The following is a 16,898-nucleotide window of genomic DNA, read 5'->3' as shown; positions in this document are numbered from 1 at the left end:
GTCGACTGCTGCTGTCGACTCCGCTCGGCCCCGTCCGGCCATGGTTGGCGTACCGCGGCACACGATGGTCATCGCAGTTCCCTCCGGTAGCGGAGGCGGAGGGTGACGTGGTCGACGACGTCGTCGCGGGTGGCGCCGTCGGGCCGCCAGCCACGGTGGGTGTAGAAGCGGATCGCACGGATGTTGGTCTGCACGACCCACAACAGCGCGGACGGATGGCCGGCGACCGCCATTGTTGCGGTCGCCGCGACCATCAGGCACCGTCCGATGCCGTGGCTCCAGAGCGCCGGCAGCACGTGGAACGAGGAGATCTCGCCCATCCCGGCCACGCCGGGGTCATCGTCCTCGGCGGGGCGCACACTCACGAAGCCGACGACGTCGCCGCTGACGACCGCGACGAGCGTGCCGCGGTGCGGCCAGGCCGCCTCACGGACGGCCGCGGTCCACTTCGGGACCTGGTCCGCCGCGCGCAGACCATCGAGCAGGTGCTGGGGGAGCAGTCCCTGGTACCCGGCCTGCCGGGCGAGGACATCCACCCGCGCGATCCGCTCGACGTCATCGGCAGTGGCCGGACGGATCTCCACCCGTCGATTCTCCCGCGGGCGGGCCACCGACCCGGCACCCACCGACCCGGCACCCACCGACCCGGCACCCACCGACCCGGCACCCACCGTCACGGTACTGGTTGACCATTTTGTCGCGAGAGTGCCGCGGTCGGGGCGCGACGTGTGGTTGCTGGGCGCGGTGACGTTCGGACTGAGCGACCACGGTTCGTGGAGCAGCCCCGGGCGTGGCAGCGACAGGGCCGCCATCCGGACGCATGGTAGTTGCATGGTGATGTTTCGCGAACGAGGAGGATCAACCAAGATTCATGAGAAGCTGTGTGCGGGTGATGGGCTGTTGGATCTCGGTGATCCAGGCGCTGCAGTCGGCGGGGTTGTCGGGGGAGAAGGCGAGCGTGATCTCGCGGCCGGGGCCGGCGTCGCGGTAGCCGGCGTTCTCGATCCAGGCAGCGAGCGCCTGGTAGGTGGGCAGGCAGTCGTCCATCGAACCCTCGTGGATGACGGTGGCCGCCTGCTCGACGGCGGGCAGGTCCACGATCGCGACGCCGTCACCGATCGGCGTGGTCGGTGGTGCGGTGGGGGGCGGGGCGTCCACCGGAAGGGCGGCGTGGACGACGACCTGCTCGTCGTCGCCGGCCTCGACGTCGCCGGCTTCGACGTAGTAGGCGATGGCCGGGCCGGTCGGCTCCAGCGACGCCTGGGCCAGGGCGGCGACGAGACGGCCGAACAGGGCGCGCACCACCGGACCGATCGACAGCGGCTCCAGGCCGCGTGCGGTGGCGGTGAGCTCGGCGACCCGCACGGCGGGCAGGGCCTTGATGGTCACGTCGACGACAGGCATGGTTCCCTCGCTTTCGATGGTGCGAAGACGGGCCCGTAGCTGGTCCAGACGGGTGGTGTCGGCGACGATCCGGGCGTGCAGCTCGGCCTCGCGCAGCCGCAGCATGCCGCGCATCTGCTCGGTGCTGACCTGCTCGTCGAGCAGGTCAGCCACCTCCGTCAGGCCGAACCCGAGCTCCCGGAGTGCGACGATGCGGTGCAGCCGCGCGAGCTGAGCGGCGGTGTAGAACCGGTAACCGGTGCCCGGGTCCACCCGGGCCGGGCGTAGCAGGCCGATCGCGTCGTAGTGGCGCAGCATGCGCACCGACACCCGGCCATGGCGGGCGACATCTCCGATACTCAACATGGTTCCACCGGTCTACGACCTCACACCGTGTCAGGGTCAAGCCTCCGCGTCGACCGTGCCGTGTACACCGGCCGGCGGTCACCTCTCGTCACCTCTCGGGCCGTCGGCGGGCATGGGGGAGTGGCGCCCCCCGACCGGGCGCCCGACGAGCGGCTCGGGGCCGTCGGCGGGCGTGGGGGAGTGGCGCTGCGGTCGACCGCGACCTGAGCCTCAAAAATCTTCGGTCGCGGAGGCCACGTGGAGGCTTGTTCGGGAAATATGGCCCGGATTCCAGAACACCCCTCCACATGTGGCTTGCCGATCCCCAAGCCACCAGACGTCGATCTGTGATCGCTGTGGGTAATGATCCGGCGTCCCCCTTCAAGATAATCAACGGTGTTGACGACATCTCGCGCCACCCAAACAAGATCAAAAGCAAAATGGAACAAAAACTCCCCCAGAAAACAGGCGTAGCAGCCGCAGCAGTCCGAATCGGCGACTTTGGGTGCCTGTCCCGTCGCTGGCAGGTGGAGGATGTCGGGTCGGCTTGTCACCGGCGGTCGGCTCTGCAGATGGCAGATGGCAGATGGCGGCCGGGCGATGCGTGGGCAGGGAACCTGCAGGTGGCGGTGTAGGACGGGCAGGGTCGCGGAAGGCGGTCGATCAACCGGGGTGCCCGTGATGTCGGGCACAGCGGTACGGTGCGCTCATCGTGGGTGATAGCAGGCGTCGTCGAGGGCGGCGAAGCACTGGCGAAGCGGTGGCGGACATCGGAGAGGGGCCGGATGGGCGACGGGCGGCTGGAGGTCGACCGGGTATCCAAGCGGTACGGCGAGGTCGTGGCGCTGGACGCGATGTCGTTCGACGTGCGGGCCGGTGAGCTGTTCGGTTTCGTCGGCAGCAACGGCGCGGGCAAGACGACGGCGATGCGAATCATCCTCGGGGTGCTCGCCGCGGACGCCGGTGAGGTGCGGTACGACGGCGTGCGGCTCGGCCTGGCCGCCCGTCGGCGGATCGGTTACATGCCGGAGGAACGCGGGCTGTATCCGCGGATGAAGGTGGCCGAGCAGCTCGGCTATCTCGCGCAGCTGCACGGGCTCGGTCCAGCGGCGGCGCGTCGGGCGGTGGAGCGCTGGACGGAGCGGCTCGGGGTTGCCGAGCGGCGTGATGACGAGGTGCAGAAGCTCAGCCTGGGCAACCAGCAGCGGGTGCAGCTTGCCGCGGCGCTGGTGCATGACCCGGTGGTGCTGGTGCTCGACGAGCCGTTCTCCGGGCTGGACCCGGTCGCGGTGGACGTGATGAGCGAGGTGCTCACCGAGCGGCGCGCGGCCGGGGTGCCGGTGGTGTTCTCCAGTCATCAGCTGGAGCTGGTCGAGCGGCTGTGTGACCGGGTCGGGATCGTGCGCTCCGGGCGGATGGTCGCCTGCGACACGGTGGACGCGTTGCGCTCGGCCGGTCCGGGCCGGCTCGTCGTGGACGTCCCCGCCACGCCCGAGAGCTGGGCGGAGGGTCTGCCCGGGGTGCGTGGGTGGGCGTCCGAGGGAACGTCGACGGTGCTCGAGCTCGCCCCGGACGCGGACGACCAGGTGGTCCTGCGCGCGGCATTGGCCGCGGGCCCCGTACGGGAGTTCCGCCGCCGCCGTCCGTCGCTGGCCGAGCTGTTCCGCCAGGTCGTCGCCGACCCCACCGCTGCTGCCCGTGCGACCCGCGCCGGCGCGACTGATCCTGTCGTGAGCAGCTCCGCGGCCGATCCTGGCGCAGGAGGCGGGATCGGTGGTCCTGGTGCCGCGGGTGGCCCCGTGGCCGTGACCGGTGCTTCCGTCCCCGCACCATCGCCTTCTGCGGAGCCTGATCCGCCCACGCCGCCCACGCCGCCCACGCCGCCCACGCGGTCGGCTTCGTCGGCGCCCGGCCGGCCGGCAGCCGGACCCTCGACGTCCATGGATGTTTCGGAGCCGACCTCATGAACGGTGCAGGCCACAGCGGTACGGGTGCGCCCGACGTGGACGGTCGCGGGGTGGACGGTCGTGGCGCAGGCGACGGCGAGCTCGCGGTGGAGGCACTCGGGTCGGGGCGGGTGCTGCGGCTCGTGGCGATGCGGGAGATCACGCTGCGGCTGCGGTCGCGGGCGTTCCAGGTGACCACGGCGTTGTTCGTGGTGGCGATCGCCGCGACGGTGCTGATTCTGCACGCGGTGGACGGCTCGTCGCCGACGCGGACGGTCGCGCTCACCGCGGTGGACGGACGGCAGGCCGCCACGATCCTCGCCGCGGGCCGGTCGTTGGACGCCGACGTGCAGGTCCGCACGGTGCCCGACGCCGCTGCGGGGGCCAGGGCCGTCCTCGACGGGGATGTGGACGCGTTCGCCCAGCTCACGTCGTCTGGCAGCTATCAGGTGGCGGTGAAGGACGACCTGGGCGACACGCTCACGTCGGTGCTGACGGTGGCCGCCCGCCAGGCGGCGCTGGAAGGGCAGATCGCCTCGCTCGGGGGCGATCCGGCGACGGTCGGACGGGCCGTGCAGACGGCCGGGGTCGATGTCACCGAGCTGCATCCGAAGAAGGAGCATGAGGGGTCGCGGCTGCTGCTGGGGTTGCTCGCCGGCGGTCTGATCTACATCTCGCTGATCACCTTCGGTCCGCAGGTGGCGCAGGGAGTGATCGAGGAGAAGTCGTCCCGGGTGGTGGAACTGCTGCTGGCGGTGGTGCGGCCCTGGCAGCTGATGGCCGGCAAGGTGCTGGGGATCGGCGCGGTGGCCCTGGCCCAGCTGACACTCATCGGTGCGGTCGGGGTGGGCCTGGGGCTGGCCACCGGGCAACTGGGCATTCCCGCGGGTATCGCCGTCGGTTCGGTTGCCACCGCCCTGCTGTGGTACCTGCTCGGGTTCGCCATGTACGCGATGCTGTTCGCCGGCGCCGGGGCGCTGGTCAGCCGGCAGGAGGACGCCACCGGGGTGACCATGCCGATCGTCATGGCGCTGGTCATCCCGTATGTGCTGGGGCTGACGGTGCTGCCGGCGTCCCCGGACAGTGGGCTGGTCCTGATCCTTGCGATGATCCCGCTGTTCGCGCCGATCCTCATGCCGATGCTGATCGGGATCGGCAGCGTGGCCGTGTGGCAGGTGCTGGTCGCGGTGGTGCTGGCGGTGGCGCTGATCGTCGCCCTGGTGTGGCTTGCCGGCCGGGTGTACGGCAACGCCGTGCGACGCTCCGGCACCCGGGTCTCCCTGCGTGACGCCCTGCGCCCCACCTGACCCCATAGGTGTGGTGGAGGTCGCGGAAAGGTGAGGCTGGTCGGGAAACGGGGCGTGAACGGGGGTCGGCTCGGTAGCATCCGGGACGATCGGGGACGTCCGGCCAGGCCGCGCAGCGAGACATCGAGACATCGAGACATGCTGCGACGTGTGGTCGACCCGGTGTTGCGGGGCGTGGCGTGGTGCGGCAGGTGGTGTCGTGCGACGGGCGTCGGGTGCGGCCGGTGTCGGGGTGGGACGTCCCGCCGGCCCGCAGCGTCGCGGGACGCCGGAGAACAGGACAGGGAGCGGTTCGTGCGCGACATCGCCGTCTTCAGCGGCAGTGCCCACCCCAGCCTCGCCGAGGAGATCTGCGCCCATCTCGGGGTGCCGTTGCACCGGGTACGGGTGCAACGTTTCGCCAACGACTGTCTGGAGGTGCAGCTGCCGGCGAACTGCCGGGAGCGTGACGTGTTCCTGATCCAGCCGCTTGTCGCCCCGGTGCAGGAGAACCTGGTCGAGCTGCTGCTCATGTTGGACGCGGCCAGGGGGGCGTCGGCGGCGCGGACCACCGTCGTCCTCCCCCACTATGCCTATGCGCGTTCCGACAAGAAGGATGCGCCGCGCATCTCCATCGGTGGACGGCTGGTGGCCGACCTGCTGGTGGCGGCGGGGGCGAGCCGGGTGCTCGCGATGACGTTGCACTCCCCGCAGGTGCACGGGTTCTTCAGCATTCCCGTCGACCATCTGCACGCCCTGCGGGAGCTGGCCAAGCACTTCCGGCGCCATGATCTGTCGAACACGGTGGTCGTCTCGCCGGACCTGGGCAACGCCAAGGAGGCCGCGGCGTTCGCGCGGATGCTCGGGGTGGGGGTGGCGGCGGGCGCCAAGCAGCGGTTCGCCGACGACCGGGTGAGTATCTCCGCGGTGATCGGTGAGGTCGCCGGCAAGGACGTCATCGTCCTGGACGACGAGATCGCCAAGGGCAGCACGGTGCTCGAGCTGCTGGAACGGTTGCGGGAGCTGGGCGTGCGGTCGGTGCGGGTGGCCTGCACGCACGGGTTGTTCTCGTCCGGGGCGCTCAAGCGGATCGCCGACCAGCCGGAGGTCGCCGAGATCGTGTGCACGAACACGGTGCCGGTGCCGCTCGGGGAGCGGGTGCCGGAGCTGACGGTGCTCACGGTGGCGCCGCCGTTGGCCGAGGCGATCCGGCGCATCCACAACGGCGAGTCCGTCAGCGCCCTGTTCGACGCCTGACGTTCGACGCCGGCCCGGCGGCTGGCGGCGGGTGTGACGCGTGCTGGTCGGTGTGACGCCGTCGCAGGCGTCGCACCCCGCCGGCCCGCTGCCTGTCACGCCATGCGGTGGGCCGGCGGGGTGCAACAGTTCAGGGTTGGCTGATGTCAGCGTTCGCTGTACCGTTGAGAGATGGTTGTCCTTGCGTCCTCGGCGGAGGTCCTGGCCCGGTTCGGGCACGCGTTGTCCGATCCGACCCGGGCCCGGCTGCTGCTGGTGCTGCGCTCCGGTGGGGCGTATCCGTCGGAGCTGGCCGAGGCACTCGGGGTGAGCCGGACGAACCTGTCCAACCATCTGGCCTGCCTGCGTGGTTGCGGCCTGGTCGTCGCCACGCCGGAGGGCCGCCGCCAGCGTTACGAGCTCGCCGACGACAAGCTCCACCACGCCCTCGGTGACCTGCTCGACGTGGTGCTCGCCGTTGACCCCGACCATCTGCACACCTTCGTCGCCGACCTCGACGTCGCCGACCTCGACGTCGACCCGTCCGGGCCGCAGCCCCGTGGCGTCACCGCGCCATGACCATGCCCGCGCGTGACGGCGACCCGTCCGAGACCGACGGCTGGCGCGACACCCATGCCAGCCAGGAGGCCCATACCGACCACGGCCACCATGATCATGAATTTCGGGGGGCTCGTGGGGCCCACGACATCCACGATCATGGTGAGACCGACCCGGGCGGCGACCACGACCACGACCATCACGACCATGGTGGGCGCGGCTCTGACGGCCCTGGCCACGGGGGTCACCGGCAGGGGCATGGGGGGCATGGGGGGCATGGGCATCAGCACGGGGTGGCCCTCGGGCGGACGACGGGGGCGCAGCGGCGGCGGTTGTGGGCGGCGACGGGGCTGAACCTGGCGATCGTGGTGGTGCAGGCGATCGCGGGGATCGCGGCCGGGTCGATCGGGTTGCTCGCGGATGCCGGGCACAACCTGACCGACACCGCCGGGGTCGCGCTCGCGCTGGTGGCGCTGATGCTGTCGCAGCGTCCGCCGTCGGCGCGCCGGACGTTCGGTGGGGTGCGCTGGCCGGTGCTCGCCGCGCAGGCGAACGCCGCCGCGATCCTGGTGGTCACGGCGTTGCTGGCCGTCGAGGCGCTGCGTCGGCTCGGGTCGTCGGCGAGTGTCGACGGGCCGCTGGTGGTCGCCGTCGCCCTGATCGCCGCGGTGATCAACGGTGGGTGTGCGCTGGTGGTCCGCGACCGCGACGGTGACCTCAACACCCGCGCGGCGGTCCTGCACCTGGCCGGGGATGCGGCCGTGTCGGTCGCGGTGGCTGTCTCCGGGCTGGTGATCTGGCTGGTCGGCGGCTGGTACTGGCTGGACCCGACGGTGTCGCTGGCGATCTCGCTGCTGATCGCCGCCCAGGGTGTGCGGCTGCTGGTCAGCGCCTCACGGGTGCTGCTGGAGGCGGCCCCGGACACTCTCGACGTCGCCGTCGTGCGCGCCGACATCCTGCGCCATGACCATGTGCTGGACGTCCACGACCTGCATGTGTGGAGCCTGTCCGACCAGGTGTTCGCCGCGTCCGTACACGTGGAGCTCGGGCATCTCGACCCCGCCGACGGCGACGGCGGCGGCGGGCATCCGAGTCTGGCACAGGCCCGCGAGGTCTCCGACGAGATCCGCGCGATGCTCGCCGCCCGGCACGGCATCACCCATGTGACCGTCGAGGCCGAATGCGAGCCCTGTGTTCCGCCGCCCGGTGATCCCTGCGGCCTCGGCGGGGGCCGTCCCGGGACGTCGTCCGTCGGTCCGGGTGACGGCCGCGACGTCCGGGGCGACATGCGGAGCGATATCAGCGAAGGCGTCGGGCCACGGTGAGGTGCCCGCCGTCTGGGTCCTCGCGGCGATGATCCGGTGGAATACTGCTGGCTCATGAGCCATGGCACTGTGATTCGTCCGGTGGATGCCCGCACCTTCGTGTATGCGGGGCAGCCGATGGCGGTTCTCGCCGAGCCGGCCTCCGGAGCGGACTCGTTGTCCGCCGCGGACATGGTCGTGCCGCCGCGGTTCGCCGGGCCGGTGCCACACGCGCACCGCGGCTTCGACGAGGCCCTCTACGTGCTCGAGGGCGTTCTGCTGCTCACCTACGGCCAGGCCGATCCGGTCGAGGCGCCGGCCGGTGCCTTCTGCCTGGCGCCGCGCGGTGTGCGACACACCTTCGCCAACCCGGCCAGCAGACCCGCCCGGGTGCTCGGGCTGTGGAGCCCGGGTGACGCCGGCCTGCGGTTCATGGCCGACATCGGTGCGATCATGCCGCCGGGCGGCGCGCCGGATCCCAACCTGGTGGGGGAGATCTACCGTCGCCATGACAGCGATCTGCTGCCCTGACCGGGCCACCTGGCCCGGCGGTGGCGGTGGACACCTCAAGGAACGCTTCGTCGTCAGGGATGCCGGCGGCGGATCTGGCTGCATGCCGCGAAGCCGGCGGCGAACGCCGCGAACGCGGCGAAACCCAGGGCGACGGCCCGTCCGGTCGGGTGGGGCAGGTTGGGATGGGCGACGGGCAGGTGAGGTTCCACCCGGCGGCTGCCCGTGGAGACAGCGCCGGTGCGGGAGTCCACCTCGGCCCCGAGGGTGACCAGCGGGCCGGTCGGGCCGTGGATCTCGACCGTCATGCCCTCGGCGGCGAGGGTGTCGGCGAGGTCCCGCAGGCCGGCACGTCCGCGGGGAAGGGATCCCGGCAGCGTGCCGGCCGGCACGGCGGCGAGGGCGGTGAGGAGATCTCCCGCGGCCGACCACAGCCGAGCCGGTTGGCCGGTGGTGATCCGGATGCGGTCACCGGACGCCTCAAAACGCCCGCCGACCGACCCGGAGCCCTCCTCGACGCTGAAGGCGACGTCGCCCTCGAAGCGGGCTGCCACTAGCGCACGGCGCCGTTTGCGGCGCCGTGCGCGGAGTCGTTGTCCGAGGTGACGATGCGCAGCGTGCCGTGCAGGCGCCAGGTCGCGCGGGCGGCGTCGGGCCCGGTGTCGCGCGGTACCTCGACGAGCATGTCCACGAACTGGTAGTTGATCACTGCGCCCTTCCCGGTCAGGAAGGACCACAGATCCTTGCCCAGATCCGTCCAGTCGACAACGGCTCGGTCCGCACTGGTCTGGGTCTGCACCATGATGACGCTCCCCTGCTCGTCGGCCAGGCGCGCAGGTCGTGATGCTCGCACGCCCACTCCGAACCTACGACGGCCCGACCCGGAGCACACCTTGAGCGGACTCGGAGCGGAACCGGCCCGGGCCGGTCGGAACCGGGCCGGGCCGGGTCGGGCTCAGGCGGCGGTGAAGACGAGCGCGGCGTTGTGGCCGCCGAAACCGAAGGCGTTGGCGACGGCGGCGCGCAGCACGCCGGGACGGGCGGTGCCGGTGACGACGTCGAGTTTGACCGCGGGGTCGAGACGGTCCAGGTTGCGGATCGGGGGGATCAGGCCGTCGCGCAGCGCGCAGATGGTCGCGGCCGCGCCGATCGCTCCGGCGGCACCGAGGGTGTGACCGGTCATCGCCTTGGTGGCGGTGACGGCGGGGTGCGCGCCGATCGCGGCCTCGATCGCCTCGGCCTCACGCGGGTCGCCGGCGGGGGTGGAGGTGGCGTGGGCATGGACGAGGTCGATGTCGGTGGGGGCGATGCCGCCGCGGGTCAGCGCGGTGGTGATCGCCCGGGCCTGGTTGGCGGGGTCGGCGGCGACGATGTCGATGGCGTCGCAGTTGACCGCGCAGCCGGCGGCCACGGCCAGCGCCCGGGCGCCGCGGGCGGCGGCGAACGACTCGCGTTCGAGCACCACGATCGCGGCTCCCTCGCCGAGGACGAACCCGTCCCGGTCGGCGTCGAAGGGACGCGAGGCCGCGGCCGGGTCGTCGTGGCGGGTGGACAGGGCGCGCATCTGCGCGAACGCGGCCAGCGGCAGGTTGTCCACCGGCGCCTCGACGCCGCCGGCGACGACGACGTCGGCCTGGCCGTTCTCGATCATCTCCATGCCGATCGCGATGGCCTCGGCGCCGGACGCGCAGGCGCTGACCGGGGTGCGCGCGCCGCCGCGGGCACCGAGGTCGATGGCGACCCAGGCGGCCGGGCCGTTGGCCATCAGCATGATGATCGCGTGCGGGGACATCCGGCGGGCGTTGCCGGCCTCGACGATGCGGTGTTGGGTGAGCGTGGACTGCACCCCGCCGTAGCCGGTGCCGATGACCACGGCGAGCCGGTACGGGTCGACCTCGGGCCGGCCGGCTTGTGCCCAGGCCTCGCGGGCGGCGACCAGCGCCATCTGCTCGCCGCGGTCGAGCTTGCGGGCCTCGGTGCGCGGCAGGGACGCGGCCGGGTCGACGGGCAGCCGGGCGGCCAGACGCACCGGCAGGTCACGGGCCCAGTCGTCCTCGACGAGGCTGACGCCGGAGGCGCCGGCGACCAGACCGTCCCAGCTGGTGGGCAGGTCACCACCGAGCGGGGTCATCGCGCCAAGCCCGGTGACCATGATCCGTTCGTCCGCCATCCGCTCGTCCCTCTCCCTTGTGACCGGGGGGCTGACCGTGACCGCCCCGGTGTCCCTCGTCGTCGCCCTCGCCGACGTTGTCCGCCGAGGGCGCCCGCCGCCGCGTGTTGTCCGCTTGTCCGCCGATGCTCCCATCGACGGACGTGTCCGCCGGCGACCGCCGAGTCGCACGCGCGTCGGCTTGTGGCCATGGCGCCGACGTGTCCGTCCGACGGGTGCGTCAGATGTGTCCGTGCAGCCTGTCAGCCGTCCGGATGTGCGGCCCAGGGCTGGTGGCGCCCAGACTCACGACGCAGGCTTGTAGCCTGCCCACAAAAACCGCCGACCGCCGGCGTCCGGCGTCCGGGGGCAGGGGGCAGGGGGCAGGGGTCCGGCGGCCCTGGGACACCCAGATCCGAACGGGGCCGTCGCGGCAACAGACGTGCGGGTCAGCGGCCCTTCCACTGCGGGGCGCGCTTCTCGATGAACGACCGGGCGCCTTCCTTGGCGTCGTCGGTGGCGAACACGACCTTCTCCAGTTCGGAGAGCCGGTCGAAGATCGCGGTTGTTTCGCCGGCGGCCAGGCGCACGGCCTGCTTGGTGGCCTCGACGGCCAGCGGACCGTTGGCCGCGATCGAGGTGGCGAGGGCGAGGGCTTCGTCGAGGACCTGCTCGGCCGGGACGACCCGGTTGGCCAGGCCCAGCGCCTGCGCGCGGGTCCCGTCGACGTAGTCGCCGGTGAGCGCGAGTTCCAGGGCGAGGGCCAGCGGTAGCCGGGTCCCGAGGTAGACCACCCCACCGCCGGAGGCGATCAGTCCGCGCTTGACCTCCGGCAGGCCGTACTTGCCCTTCGCGGCCAGCACGACCAGGTCGCACGACAGCAGCAGCTCGAAGCCACCGCCGACCGCCGTGCCGTTGGCCGCCCCGATCAGCGGCACCTTGATCTCGCCACGGATCATCCGGCGAAACGCTACGATCCCGGCTTTCTGCCGGTCGGTGCGCTCCCGCTTGACCCCGCTGGAGAACACCTTGAGGTCCATGCCGACGCAGAACGCCCGGTCGCCGGTGGCGGTGAGCACGACCGCGCGGATGTCCGGGTCGTTCTCGGCGTCGATCAGCGCCGCGCCCAGGTCGGAGGCCAGCTCCCCGGTCAGGGCGTTGCGTGACTCCGGCCGGTTGAGCCGCAGGATCAGGATCGGGCCGCGCCGCTCGAGCAGCAGATCGTCCTCGGGGGCGGCTTCGGGGCTGGCCCCGGTGGTGGCCGTCGTCATCGCGGGTCTCCCACGGTCGTCTCACAGGTGCGGTCACCGTGACCGCACCCGTTCAGCTGTAGCACGTCCGGCGTGCACAGCTGCGTTTTGCGGTGCCGACAACGGTCCCGACGGGACGCGTCAGGGTTTGCGGGCGACGGCGACGTAGGAGCTGACCTGGGCGTCGGTGAGGTCAGGGGGAACCTGGTCGTCGGGACGCCGGCGGTGCGCGACCGTCACCCCGGGGTCGAGCAGCTCCAGACCGTCGAAGAACCGGACGAACGCGTCGCGGTCGCGCGGTGCCGTGGACACCCCCGTGCCAGGTAGGCGGTGGCCGCCTGGTCGCGCACGGCGGGGGCGAAGTCGCCGGTGCCGTGGGAGATCGTGAGATGGCTGCCGGCGGGCAGCGCGTCCACGAGCCGGGCGACCAGGCGGTAGGGGTCGTCGGCGTCCGGAACGAAGTGCAGGATCGCGATCACGGATGGTGCGACTCCCGTCGATGACGGGAGAAGGCGCTACCGGGGCCGGGGTGAGCTGATGTCCATTCTGCGGATCTCGGTGGCGTGAACGGCGTAGTCGACCGTGAGCACAAGGCGCTGGCCGTCTGCACGTCGCCCAGTGTCCGCCGGGCGACTTCGCCGAACTCGTCGCCGTTGGTCGGGTCGCTCCAGCGCTCATAGGCGATCGCCAAGGTGAGTGCGCCCAGCTCTGCGGCGACGCGCGAGGCCAGGTCGGGAACACCACGGCGCCGGAGCGCGTCGATCATCGATGCGGTAAGGCCCCTGCCCTTCAGAGCCTCACGTTCCCGCAGTTCCGGGTTGGCGGCGATCACCGCCCGCCGCCGAGCGCCGAACTCGCGACGATCGGGAGTGAAGGCTTCCCTCCCGATCGCGTCCAGGGCGTGAGCGACAGCGTCGAGCGGGGTTGCCGTGTCCGGCGCCGCGATGATCCCGTCGACGAGTAGTCCGCTCATCGCGTCCGCGCCGAAGAGCACCTCCCGCTTGTCCGCGAAATGGCGGAAGAAGGTGCTCTTCGTGAGCCCGGCACGCTCCGCGATCTCGATCACCGTCGTGTTTTCGTAGCCCCGCTCCGCGAACAGATCGAGGGCAGCGGCAACGAGTCGCTCTGCCGCGTTGGGCTGCCAGCGGGCCATGGGCAACAGTCTACGGGACTTGGTCTCATCACAGGGGTATAGTGATGGGACCAAGTCCCATCGCTGAGCCTGTTGGAGGTCCTGATGAGCCGAGCTGTTGTCTACGAGACGTTCGGAGGTCCCGAGGTACTGCAGCTGCGGGAGGTTCCGGAACCGCACGCCGGGCCGGGCGAGGTCCGCATCCGCGTGACGGCCGCCGGGCTGAATCCCATGGACTGGATCATTGCCTCGCGGGCCGGGGCGGCGGAGCAGTTCGGCATCACCGTGCCATCCGGTTTCGGCTACGACTTCGCCGGGGTCGTCGACGAGGTGGGCGACGACACCACGGGATTCGCTGTGGGTGACCGTGTCTACGGCGGCGCGCTGGCCAGGGCCGCCGCCGACTTCGTGGTGATCACGACACCCACCAGTGCGTCCGGGCCGCTCTGGCACACGCCGGAGGGCATCAGCGACGAGGTGGCGGCCACGCTTCCCGTGGCCGGCCTGACCGCCGTCGCCGCCCTGGCGGCGATCGACCTGCGCTCCGGCGACACCGTCCTCATCGGCGGCGCCGCGGGCGGTGTGGGCGTGTTCGCCGTGCAGCTCGCGAGGCTCGCCGGCGCCAGAGTGATCGGGACCGCCTCGCCGGGCACGTTCGAGTTCCTCCGGCAGTTCGGTACGGAACCCGTGGCCTACGGCCTCGGGCTGGCGGACCGGGTGCGGACCCTGGCGCCCGAGGGCGTGACCGCGGCAACCGACCTGTTCGGCATCGAAACGGTCGAGACCGCGCTCGCGCTCGGTGTTCCCCCCGAGCGGATCTCCACCATCGCCGCGGGGCCCAACCCTCCCGGCGGCGTACGCGCCACCGGCGGCAGCGGCGCGGACCCGGACGCCCCGCAGACGATCACCGACGCGATCCTCGCCGGCAGGATCACCGTGCCGATCGCCGCGACCTTCCCGCTTGAGCAGATCCGCGATGCCGTGACACTGCAAGCCGGACGCCACGTCCACGGCAAGATCGTGATCACGCTGTGACCCGTCTCCGTCCTCGTACCCGGTTCACCACACTTATCGTCAACCGATGAGTTGAGGAATCATGCCGAGTCTCCCCTCCGTCGGTACTCCACCCGGAAGGGAACAGATCGGACGGGCGGGTAGCGCGTCGGCGAGACGGATGCGCCGTCTCCCCGTGGGGCCTGCCGGCGTGGTGGTCGGCGTACTGCGCCCGAGCCGTGCGGCGTGTGCAACGCGGGTGTGGAGCAGAGGTCGGCCCAGCTGCCTAAAGGTGCTTTCGAAGTAGATCGATGTCCCGAGCCGTCAACGGCCGGTCGGTGGGAGTCGGGGGGGCGGTCGGGGGCGTGGCGTCAGGGGCCGTAGACGCGGGTGGGGGTGAGGAACACCGCGGTGCGGCGCTGCTCGAGCATCGTCCGGTCGTAGGTGGGCCAGTCGTCGTGGGTGCCACCGGCCGCCAGGAAGATCTCCCGCAGCAGCAGGCGCAGCCGTTCGGCGTCCACCCCCGGGTAGGGATCGTCCGGGCCGACGAGGCGCGCGATGCCCTCCACCGTCGCCCACCGCCAGCCCGAGCGCACGGTCGCGCTCGCCGCCGGCCGGGCCCGCAGGTTGGCGAGCTTCACCGCGCCGTAGGTCACGAACCCCACCACCTGCGGCACGGATTCGTCCAGCGGATGCGCCATGAAGGCCACGTTGACGACGGACGCCTGAACACCGTCGTCCGGCCGCTGCGTCGAGATCACGGCCAGGCCGCTTTCCGCCCGGCCGAGCTGGGCGGCGTCCTCGAAGCTGGTCACGTCGTCGTTCACCCTTCGTCGCGACAGTCGGCCGGCGCCCAGAAACCCGGACGCGCCCGGTGACGTCCCTCCCGGTCGGGATTCCGTTCGGTGACGCCCCATGGTAGGTCGTCACCGGTCCGCTGCCGCCCCGATGGGACTCATGGCCCACCACCGGCAGGCGAGTCGATCGCGGCCTTCCGTCCTGTGCCTTGACCTTCGAGTCGGGTCGAAGCTTTACCGTCCAGGTCATGGGCACCTATCGCATCTCGCAGCTGGCGGAACGCTCCGGTGTTCCGGCCAGCACGCTGCGGTTCTACGAGACCGCCGGGCTGCTGCCCGCCGAACGCACCCCGTCGGGCTACCGCGTCTACGACGACGACGCGGTGCAGCGACTGGCGTTCATCTCCTCCGCGAAGCTCCTCGGCCTGGCCCTGGAGGAGATCGGTGCTCTGCTGAACGTGTGGGAGCGGGGGGTCTGCGCGGCGGTCCGGGAACGGATGCTGCCGCTCGTCGCCGCCCGGATCGCCGACGCCGACCGGCGGTCCGCGGAACTGGCCGTGTTCGCGGCGCACCTGGCCGCGTTCCACCGCGAGCTGGCTGAACCGGCACCGGCGGGTCGCTGCGGTCCGGACTGCGGCTGCCTGACCACCGCCGCGGCGAAGCCGGGTCCGGTGCCGCTCACGTTCACCTCGGGGCGGCCCGACCTCCCCGCCGACGATCAGGCATGGCAGACCGCGCCGGTGGCCTGCACCCTCAGCAGCGGTGAACAGACCGAACGCGTCGCTCGATGGCACCGGCTGCTCCAGAAAGCAGAAAGCCGGGAGGACACTGTCAGCGGGCTGCGCCTGACGTTCCCACCCGGCCCCGACCTCGCCGCGCGGATCGCCGCCCTCGCCGCGGCCGAGCAGGACTGCTGCGCCTTCTTCGCCTTCACCCTCCACCTCACCCCCACCGCCCTGGTTCTGACCATCCGCGCCCCCGAAACCGCCACCGCCCTGCTGACCGACCTGTTCGGAGCGCCCGTATGAAGACCTCCACGTCCAGGATCCGTCGGGCGTCTCCGTGGTCGACGATCGCCACCGTTGCGGCGGCGGGCGCCGCCTGCGTGGTGTGCTGCGCCGGCCCGCTGCTCGCCGTGCTCGGCGCCGTCGGTGCCGCGGCGACCGTCGCTGCCGTCTGGGTTCCCGCCCTGGCCGTGGTGGCGGTCGCCGCGCTCCTCGGTGCTGTCGTGATCCGCCGTCGCCGCCGCGCTGCCTGCCAGACCGACACCGGACCGGTCGACCTGGGCCTGCCCACCTCCCCTGACCACCGGGACAGGGCAACGACCACCTCACGCTGAAGTCTCACCGTCGCGCCGTCGGACGGTACCGTTCGGACGGTACCGTTCGGATGGTGTGGTGCCGGTGACCTGCGAACAGGACACCCGGACCGTCACCCCGATCACCCCACCCGACCGGCTCGTCTCCCCCGGGATCCGGGCTGGCCTGCCCCGACGCCGGCCGGGTCAAGGGTCACTCGTGCGCGGAGGAGCGCGAACCCGAGCGGGTGGTGGCGCGCAGGGTGCGCAGTTCGGCGGTGAGATCGTCGGCCTGGCGTTCGGCGCGTTCGGCGCGCAGTCGGGCCTCGGCGCGGGCGTCGGCCAGGATGGTGAGGCGTTCGGTGGTGGCCTGGCGTTCGGCGTCCAGACGGGCCTCATGTTCGGCACGCAGGCGGGCGGTGTCGGCGGCGGCGGTGGCGGCGGCGCGTTCCAGGTCGGCGGCGGCCTGTTCGCGGTGGCGTTGCAGGGCGGCCTCGGCGTCGGCGCGGGCGCGGGCGGCCTCGGCGTCGGCGGCCTGACGTCCCCGCAGTGCCTCGGCGCGTTCGGTGCGGATGTCCTCGCGCAGCGCGTCGCGTTCGGCGCGTAGCTCGGCGGTGGCGCGGGCGTCGCGGTCGGCGTCGCGGCGCAGCTGGGTGAGTTCGGCTGCGGCCTGGTCGCGGGCGGCGACCGCGTCGGCGACGCGGGTCTCGGC

Annotated in this window: 16 protein-coding genes and 3 pseudogenes; 9 read left to right on the top strand and 10 right to left on the bottom strand. The window is 72.0% G+C overall.

The window, feature by feature from the left end; genetic code table 11:
* Nucleotides 1-68 precede the first annotated feature (68 nt).
* Nucleotides 69-677 carry a GNAT family N-acetyltransferase gene (locus ND747_RS22800; RefSeq protein ID WP_251736228.1) on the bottom strand — a complete coding sequence of 203 codons (609 nt, stop codon included), beginning with the start codon at nucleotides 675-677 and terminating at the stop codon, nucleotides 69-71.
* Nucleotides 678-858: 181 nt separating this feature from the next.
* Complete coding sequence (locus tag ND747_RS22795; RefSeq protein WP_251736226.1) at nucleotides 859-1,749, bottom strand: MerR family transcriptional regulator; 891 nt, start codon at nucleotides 1,747-1,749, stop codon at nucleotides 859-861.
* 764 nt (nucleotides 1,750-2,513) lie between these two features.
* Here ND747_RS22795 and ND747_RS22790 point away from each other — a divergent pair.
* The 6 genes from ND747_RS22790 to ND747_RS22765 all read left to right on the top strand — a co-directional run bounded on the left by ND747_RS22790 (nucleotide 2,514) and on the right by ND747_RS22765 (nucleotide 8,589).
* Nucleotides 2,514-3,695 (top strand): ABC transporter ATP-binding protein, encoded by a 1,182-nt coding sequence (locus tag ND747_RS22790; RefSeq protein WP_374216302.1) that lies wholly within the window; start codon nucleotides 2,514-2,516, stop codon nucleotides 3,693-3,695.
* Nucleotides 3,692-4,981 (top strand): ABC transporter permease, encoded by a 1,290-nt coding sequence (locus ND747_RS22785; protein ID WP_251736225.1) that lies wholly within the window; start codon nucleotides 3,692-3,694, stop codon nucleotides 4,979-4,981. The genes ND747_RS22790 and ND747_RS22785 overlap by 4 nt, the downstream gene beginning before the upstream one ends.
* A 294-nt stretch (nucleotides 4,982-5,275) precedes the next feature.
* A complete protein-coding gene (locus ND747_RS22780; RefSeq protein ID WP_251736223.1) occupies nucleotides 5,276-6,217 on the top strand; it encodes a ribose-phosphate pyrophosphokinase in 942 nt (313 codons plus the stop codon).
* A 171-nt stretch (nucleotides 6,218-6,388) separates the two neighbouring features.
* The gene (locus ND747_RS22775; protein WP_251736221.1) at nucleotides 6,389-6,775 is read left to right on the top strand and encodes a helix-turn-helix transcriptional regulator; all 387 of its coding nucleotides are present in this window, start codon (nucleotides 6,389-6,391) and stop codon (nucleotides 6,773-6,775) included.
* Nucleotides 6,772-8,079, top strand: a complete 1,308-nt coding sequence (locus tag ND747_RS22770; RefSeq protein ID WP_251736218.1) for a cation diffusion facilitator family transporter — start codon at nucleotides 6,772-6,774, stop codon at nucleotides 8,077-8,079. Before ND747_RS22775 ends, ND747_RS22770 begins: the two co-directional genes overlap by 4 nt.
* Before the next feature lie 54 nt (nucleotides 8,080-8,133).
* A complete protein-coding gene (locus ND747_RS22765; protein ID WP_251736216.1) occupies nucleotides 8,134-8,589 on the top strand; it encodes a cupin domain-containing protein in 456 nt (151 codons plus the stop codon).
* Nucleotides 8,590-8,642: 53 nt separating this feature from the next.
* On the opposite strand, the gene ND747_RS22760 is transcribed toward ND747_RS22765, so the two are convergent.
* The 6 genes and pseudogenes from ND747_RS22760 to ND747_RS22735 all read right to left on the bottom strand — a co-directional run.
* Nucleotides 8,643-9,122, bottom strand: a complete 480-nt coding sequence (locus ND747_RS22760) for a hypothetical protein (protein ID WP_251736214.1) — start codon at nucleotides 9,120-9,122, stop codon at nucleotides 8,643-8,645.
* Nucleotides 9,122-9,370: a hypothetical protein gene (locus ND747_RS22755; protein WP_251736213.1), complete on the bottom strand. Its 249-nt coding sequence runs from the start codon at nucleotides 9,368-9,370 to the stop codon at nucleotides 9,122-9,124. Before ND747_RS22755 ends, ND747_RS22760 begins: the two co-directional genes overlap by 1 nt.
* 153 nt (nucleotides 9,371-9,523) lie before the next feature.
* Complete coding sequence (locus tag ND747_RS22750; protein WP_251736211.1) at nucleotides 9,524-10,738, bottom strand: beta-ketoacyl synthase; 1,215 nt, start codon at nucleotides 10,736-10,738, stop codon at nucleotides 9,524-9,526.
* Between the two features lie 428 nt (nucleotides 10,739-11,166).
* On the bottom strand, nucleotides 11,167-11,988 hold the full coding sequence (locus ND747_RS22745; protein ID WP_251736210.1) for an enoyl-CoA hydratase-related protein: 822 nt from the start codon (nucleotides 11,986-11,988) through the stop codon (nucleotides 11,167-11,169).
* A 120-nt stretch (nucleotides 11,989-12,108) separates the two neighbouring features.
* A pseudogene (locus tag ND747_RS22740) lies at nucleotides 12,109-12,446 on the bottom strand (SAM-dependent methyltransferase).
* Nucleotides 12,447-12,553: 107 nt separating this feature from the next.
* A pseudogene (locus ND747_RS22735) lies at nucleotides 12,554-13,120 on the bottom strand (TetR/AcrR family transcriptional regulator); the annotation flags it as partial.
* An 84-nt stretch (nucleotides 13,121-13,204) separates the two neighbouring features.
* On the opposite strand from ND747_RS22735, the gene ND747_RS22730 reads away from it, so the two are divergent.
* Nucleotides 13,205-14,134: an NADP-dependent oxidoreductase gene (locus ND747_RS22730; RefSeq protein ID WP_251736208.1), complete on the top strand. Its 930-nt coding sequence runs from the start codon at nucleotides 13,205-13,207 to the stop codon at nucleotides 14,132-14,134.
* Nucleotides 14,135-14,463: 329 nt separating this feature from the next.
* On the opposite strand, the gene ND747_RS22725 is transcribed toward ND747_RS22730, so the two are convergent.
* Nucleotides 14,464-14,907, bottom strand: a complete 444-nt coding sequence (locus ND747_RS22725; protein ID WP_251736207.1) for a TIGR03618 family F420-dependent PPOX class oxidoreductase — start codon at nucleotides 14,905-14,907, stop codon at nucleotides 14,464-14,466.
* 230 nt (nucleotides 14,908-15,137) lie between these two features.
* Between ND747_RS22725 and ND747_RS22720 the strand changes: the two genes are divergently transcribed.
* Together ND747_RS22720 and ND747_RS22715 are read left to right on the top strand one after the other, a co-directional pair.
* Nucleotides 15,138-15,917: a MerR family transcriptional regulator gene (locus ND747_RS22720; RefSeq protein ID WP_251736206.1), complete on the top strand. Its 780-nt coding sequence runs from the start codon at nucleotides 15,138-15,140 to the stop codon at nucleotides 15,915-15,917.
* Nucleotides 15,914-16,228: a hypothetical protein gene (locus ND747_RS22715; protein WP_251736205.1), complete on the top strand. Its 315-nt coding sequence runs from the start codon at nucleotides 15,914-15,916 to the stop codon at nucleotides 16,226-16,228. Before ND747_RS22720 ends, ND747_RS22715 begins: the two co-directional genes overlap by 4 nt.
* Nucleotides 16,229-16,400: 172 nt before the next feature.
* Here ND747_RS22715 and ND747_RS22710 read toward each other — a convergent pair.
* A pseudogene (locus ND747_RS22710) lies at nucleotides 16,401-16,898 on the bottom strand (hypothetical protein); the annotation flags it as partial.

This window comes from Frankia sp. R82 (genome assembly GCF_023716925.1).
Classification (GTDB): Bacteria; Actinomycetota; Actinomycetes; order Frankiales; family Frankiaceae; genus Frankia.
Note: the sequence above shows the minus strand (reverse complement) of the source record. Positions and strands in the feature narration are given on the sequence as shown.

What these genes read in the sequence shown, in the direction of transcription:
- ND747_RS22750 (WP_251736211.1), bottom strand. Translation starts at nt 10,738, where the DNA reads ATGGCGGACGAACGGATCATGGTCACCGGGCTTGGCGCGATGACCCCG.
- ND747_RS22765 (WP_251736216.1), top strand. Translation starts at nt 8,134, where the DNA reads ATGAGCCATGGCACTGTGATTCGTCCGGTGGATGCCCGCACCTTCGTG.
- ND747_RS22730 (WP_251736208.1), top strand. Translation starts at nt 13,205, where the DNA reads ATGAGCCGAGCTGTTGTCTACGAGACGTTCGGAGGTCCCGAGGTACTG.
- ND747_RS22720 (WP_251736206.1), top strand. Translation starts at nt 15,138, where the DNA reads ATGGGCACCTATCGCATCTCGCAGCTGGCGGAACGCTCCGGTGTTCCG.
- ND747_RS22755 (WP_251736213.1), bottom strand. Translation starts at nt 9,370, where the DNA reads ATGGTGCAGACCCAGACCAGTGCGGACCGAGCCGTTGTCGACTGGACG.
- ND747_RS22775 (WP_251736221.1), top strand. Translation starts at nt 6,389, where the DNA reads ATGGTTGTCCTTGCGTCCTCGGCGGAGGTCCTGGCCCGGTTCGGGCAC.
- ND747_RS22795 (WP_251736226.1), bottom strand. Translation starts at nt 1,749, where the DNA reads ATGTTGAGTATCGGAGATGTCGCCCGCCATGGCCGGGTGTCGGTGCGC.
- ND747_RS22785 (WP_251736225.1), top strand. Translation starts at nt 3,692, where the DNA reads ATGAACGGTGCAGGCCACAGCGGTACGGGTGCGCCCGACGTGGACGGT.
- ND747_RS22790 (WP_374216302.1), top strand. Translation starts at nt 2,514, where the DNA reads ATGGGCGACGGGCGGCTGGAGGTCGACCGGGTATCCAAGCGGTACGGC.
- ND747_RS22715 (WP_251736205.1), top strand. Translation starts at nt 15,914, where the DNA reads ATGAAGACCTCCACGTCCAGGATCCGTCGGGCGTCTCCGTGGTCGACG.
- ND747_RS22770 (WP_251736218.1), top strand. Translation starts at nt 6,772, where the DNA reads ATGACCATGCCCGCGCGTGACGGCGACCCGTCCGAGACCGACGGCTGG.
- ND747_RS22745 (WP_251736210.1), bottom strand. Translation starts at nt 11,988, where the DNA reads ATGACGACGGCCACCACCGGGGCCAGCCCCGAAGCCGCCCCCGAGGAC.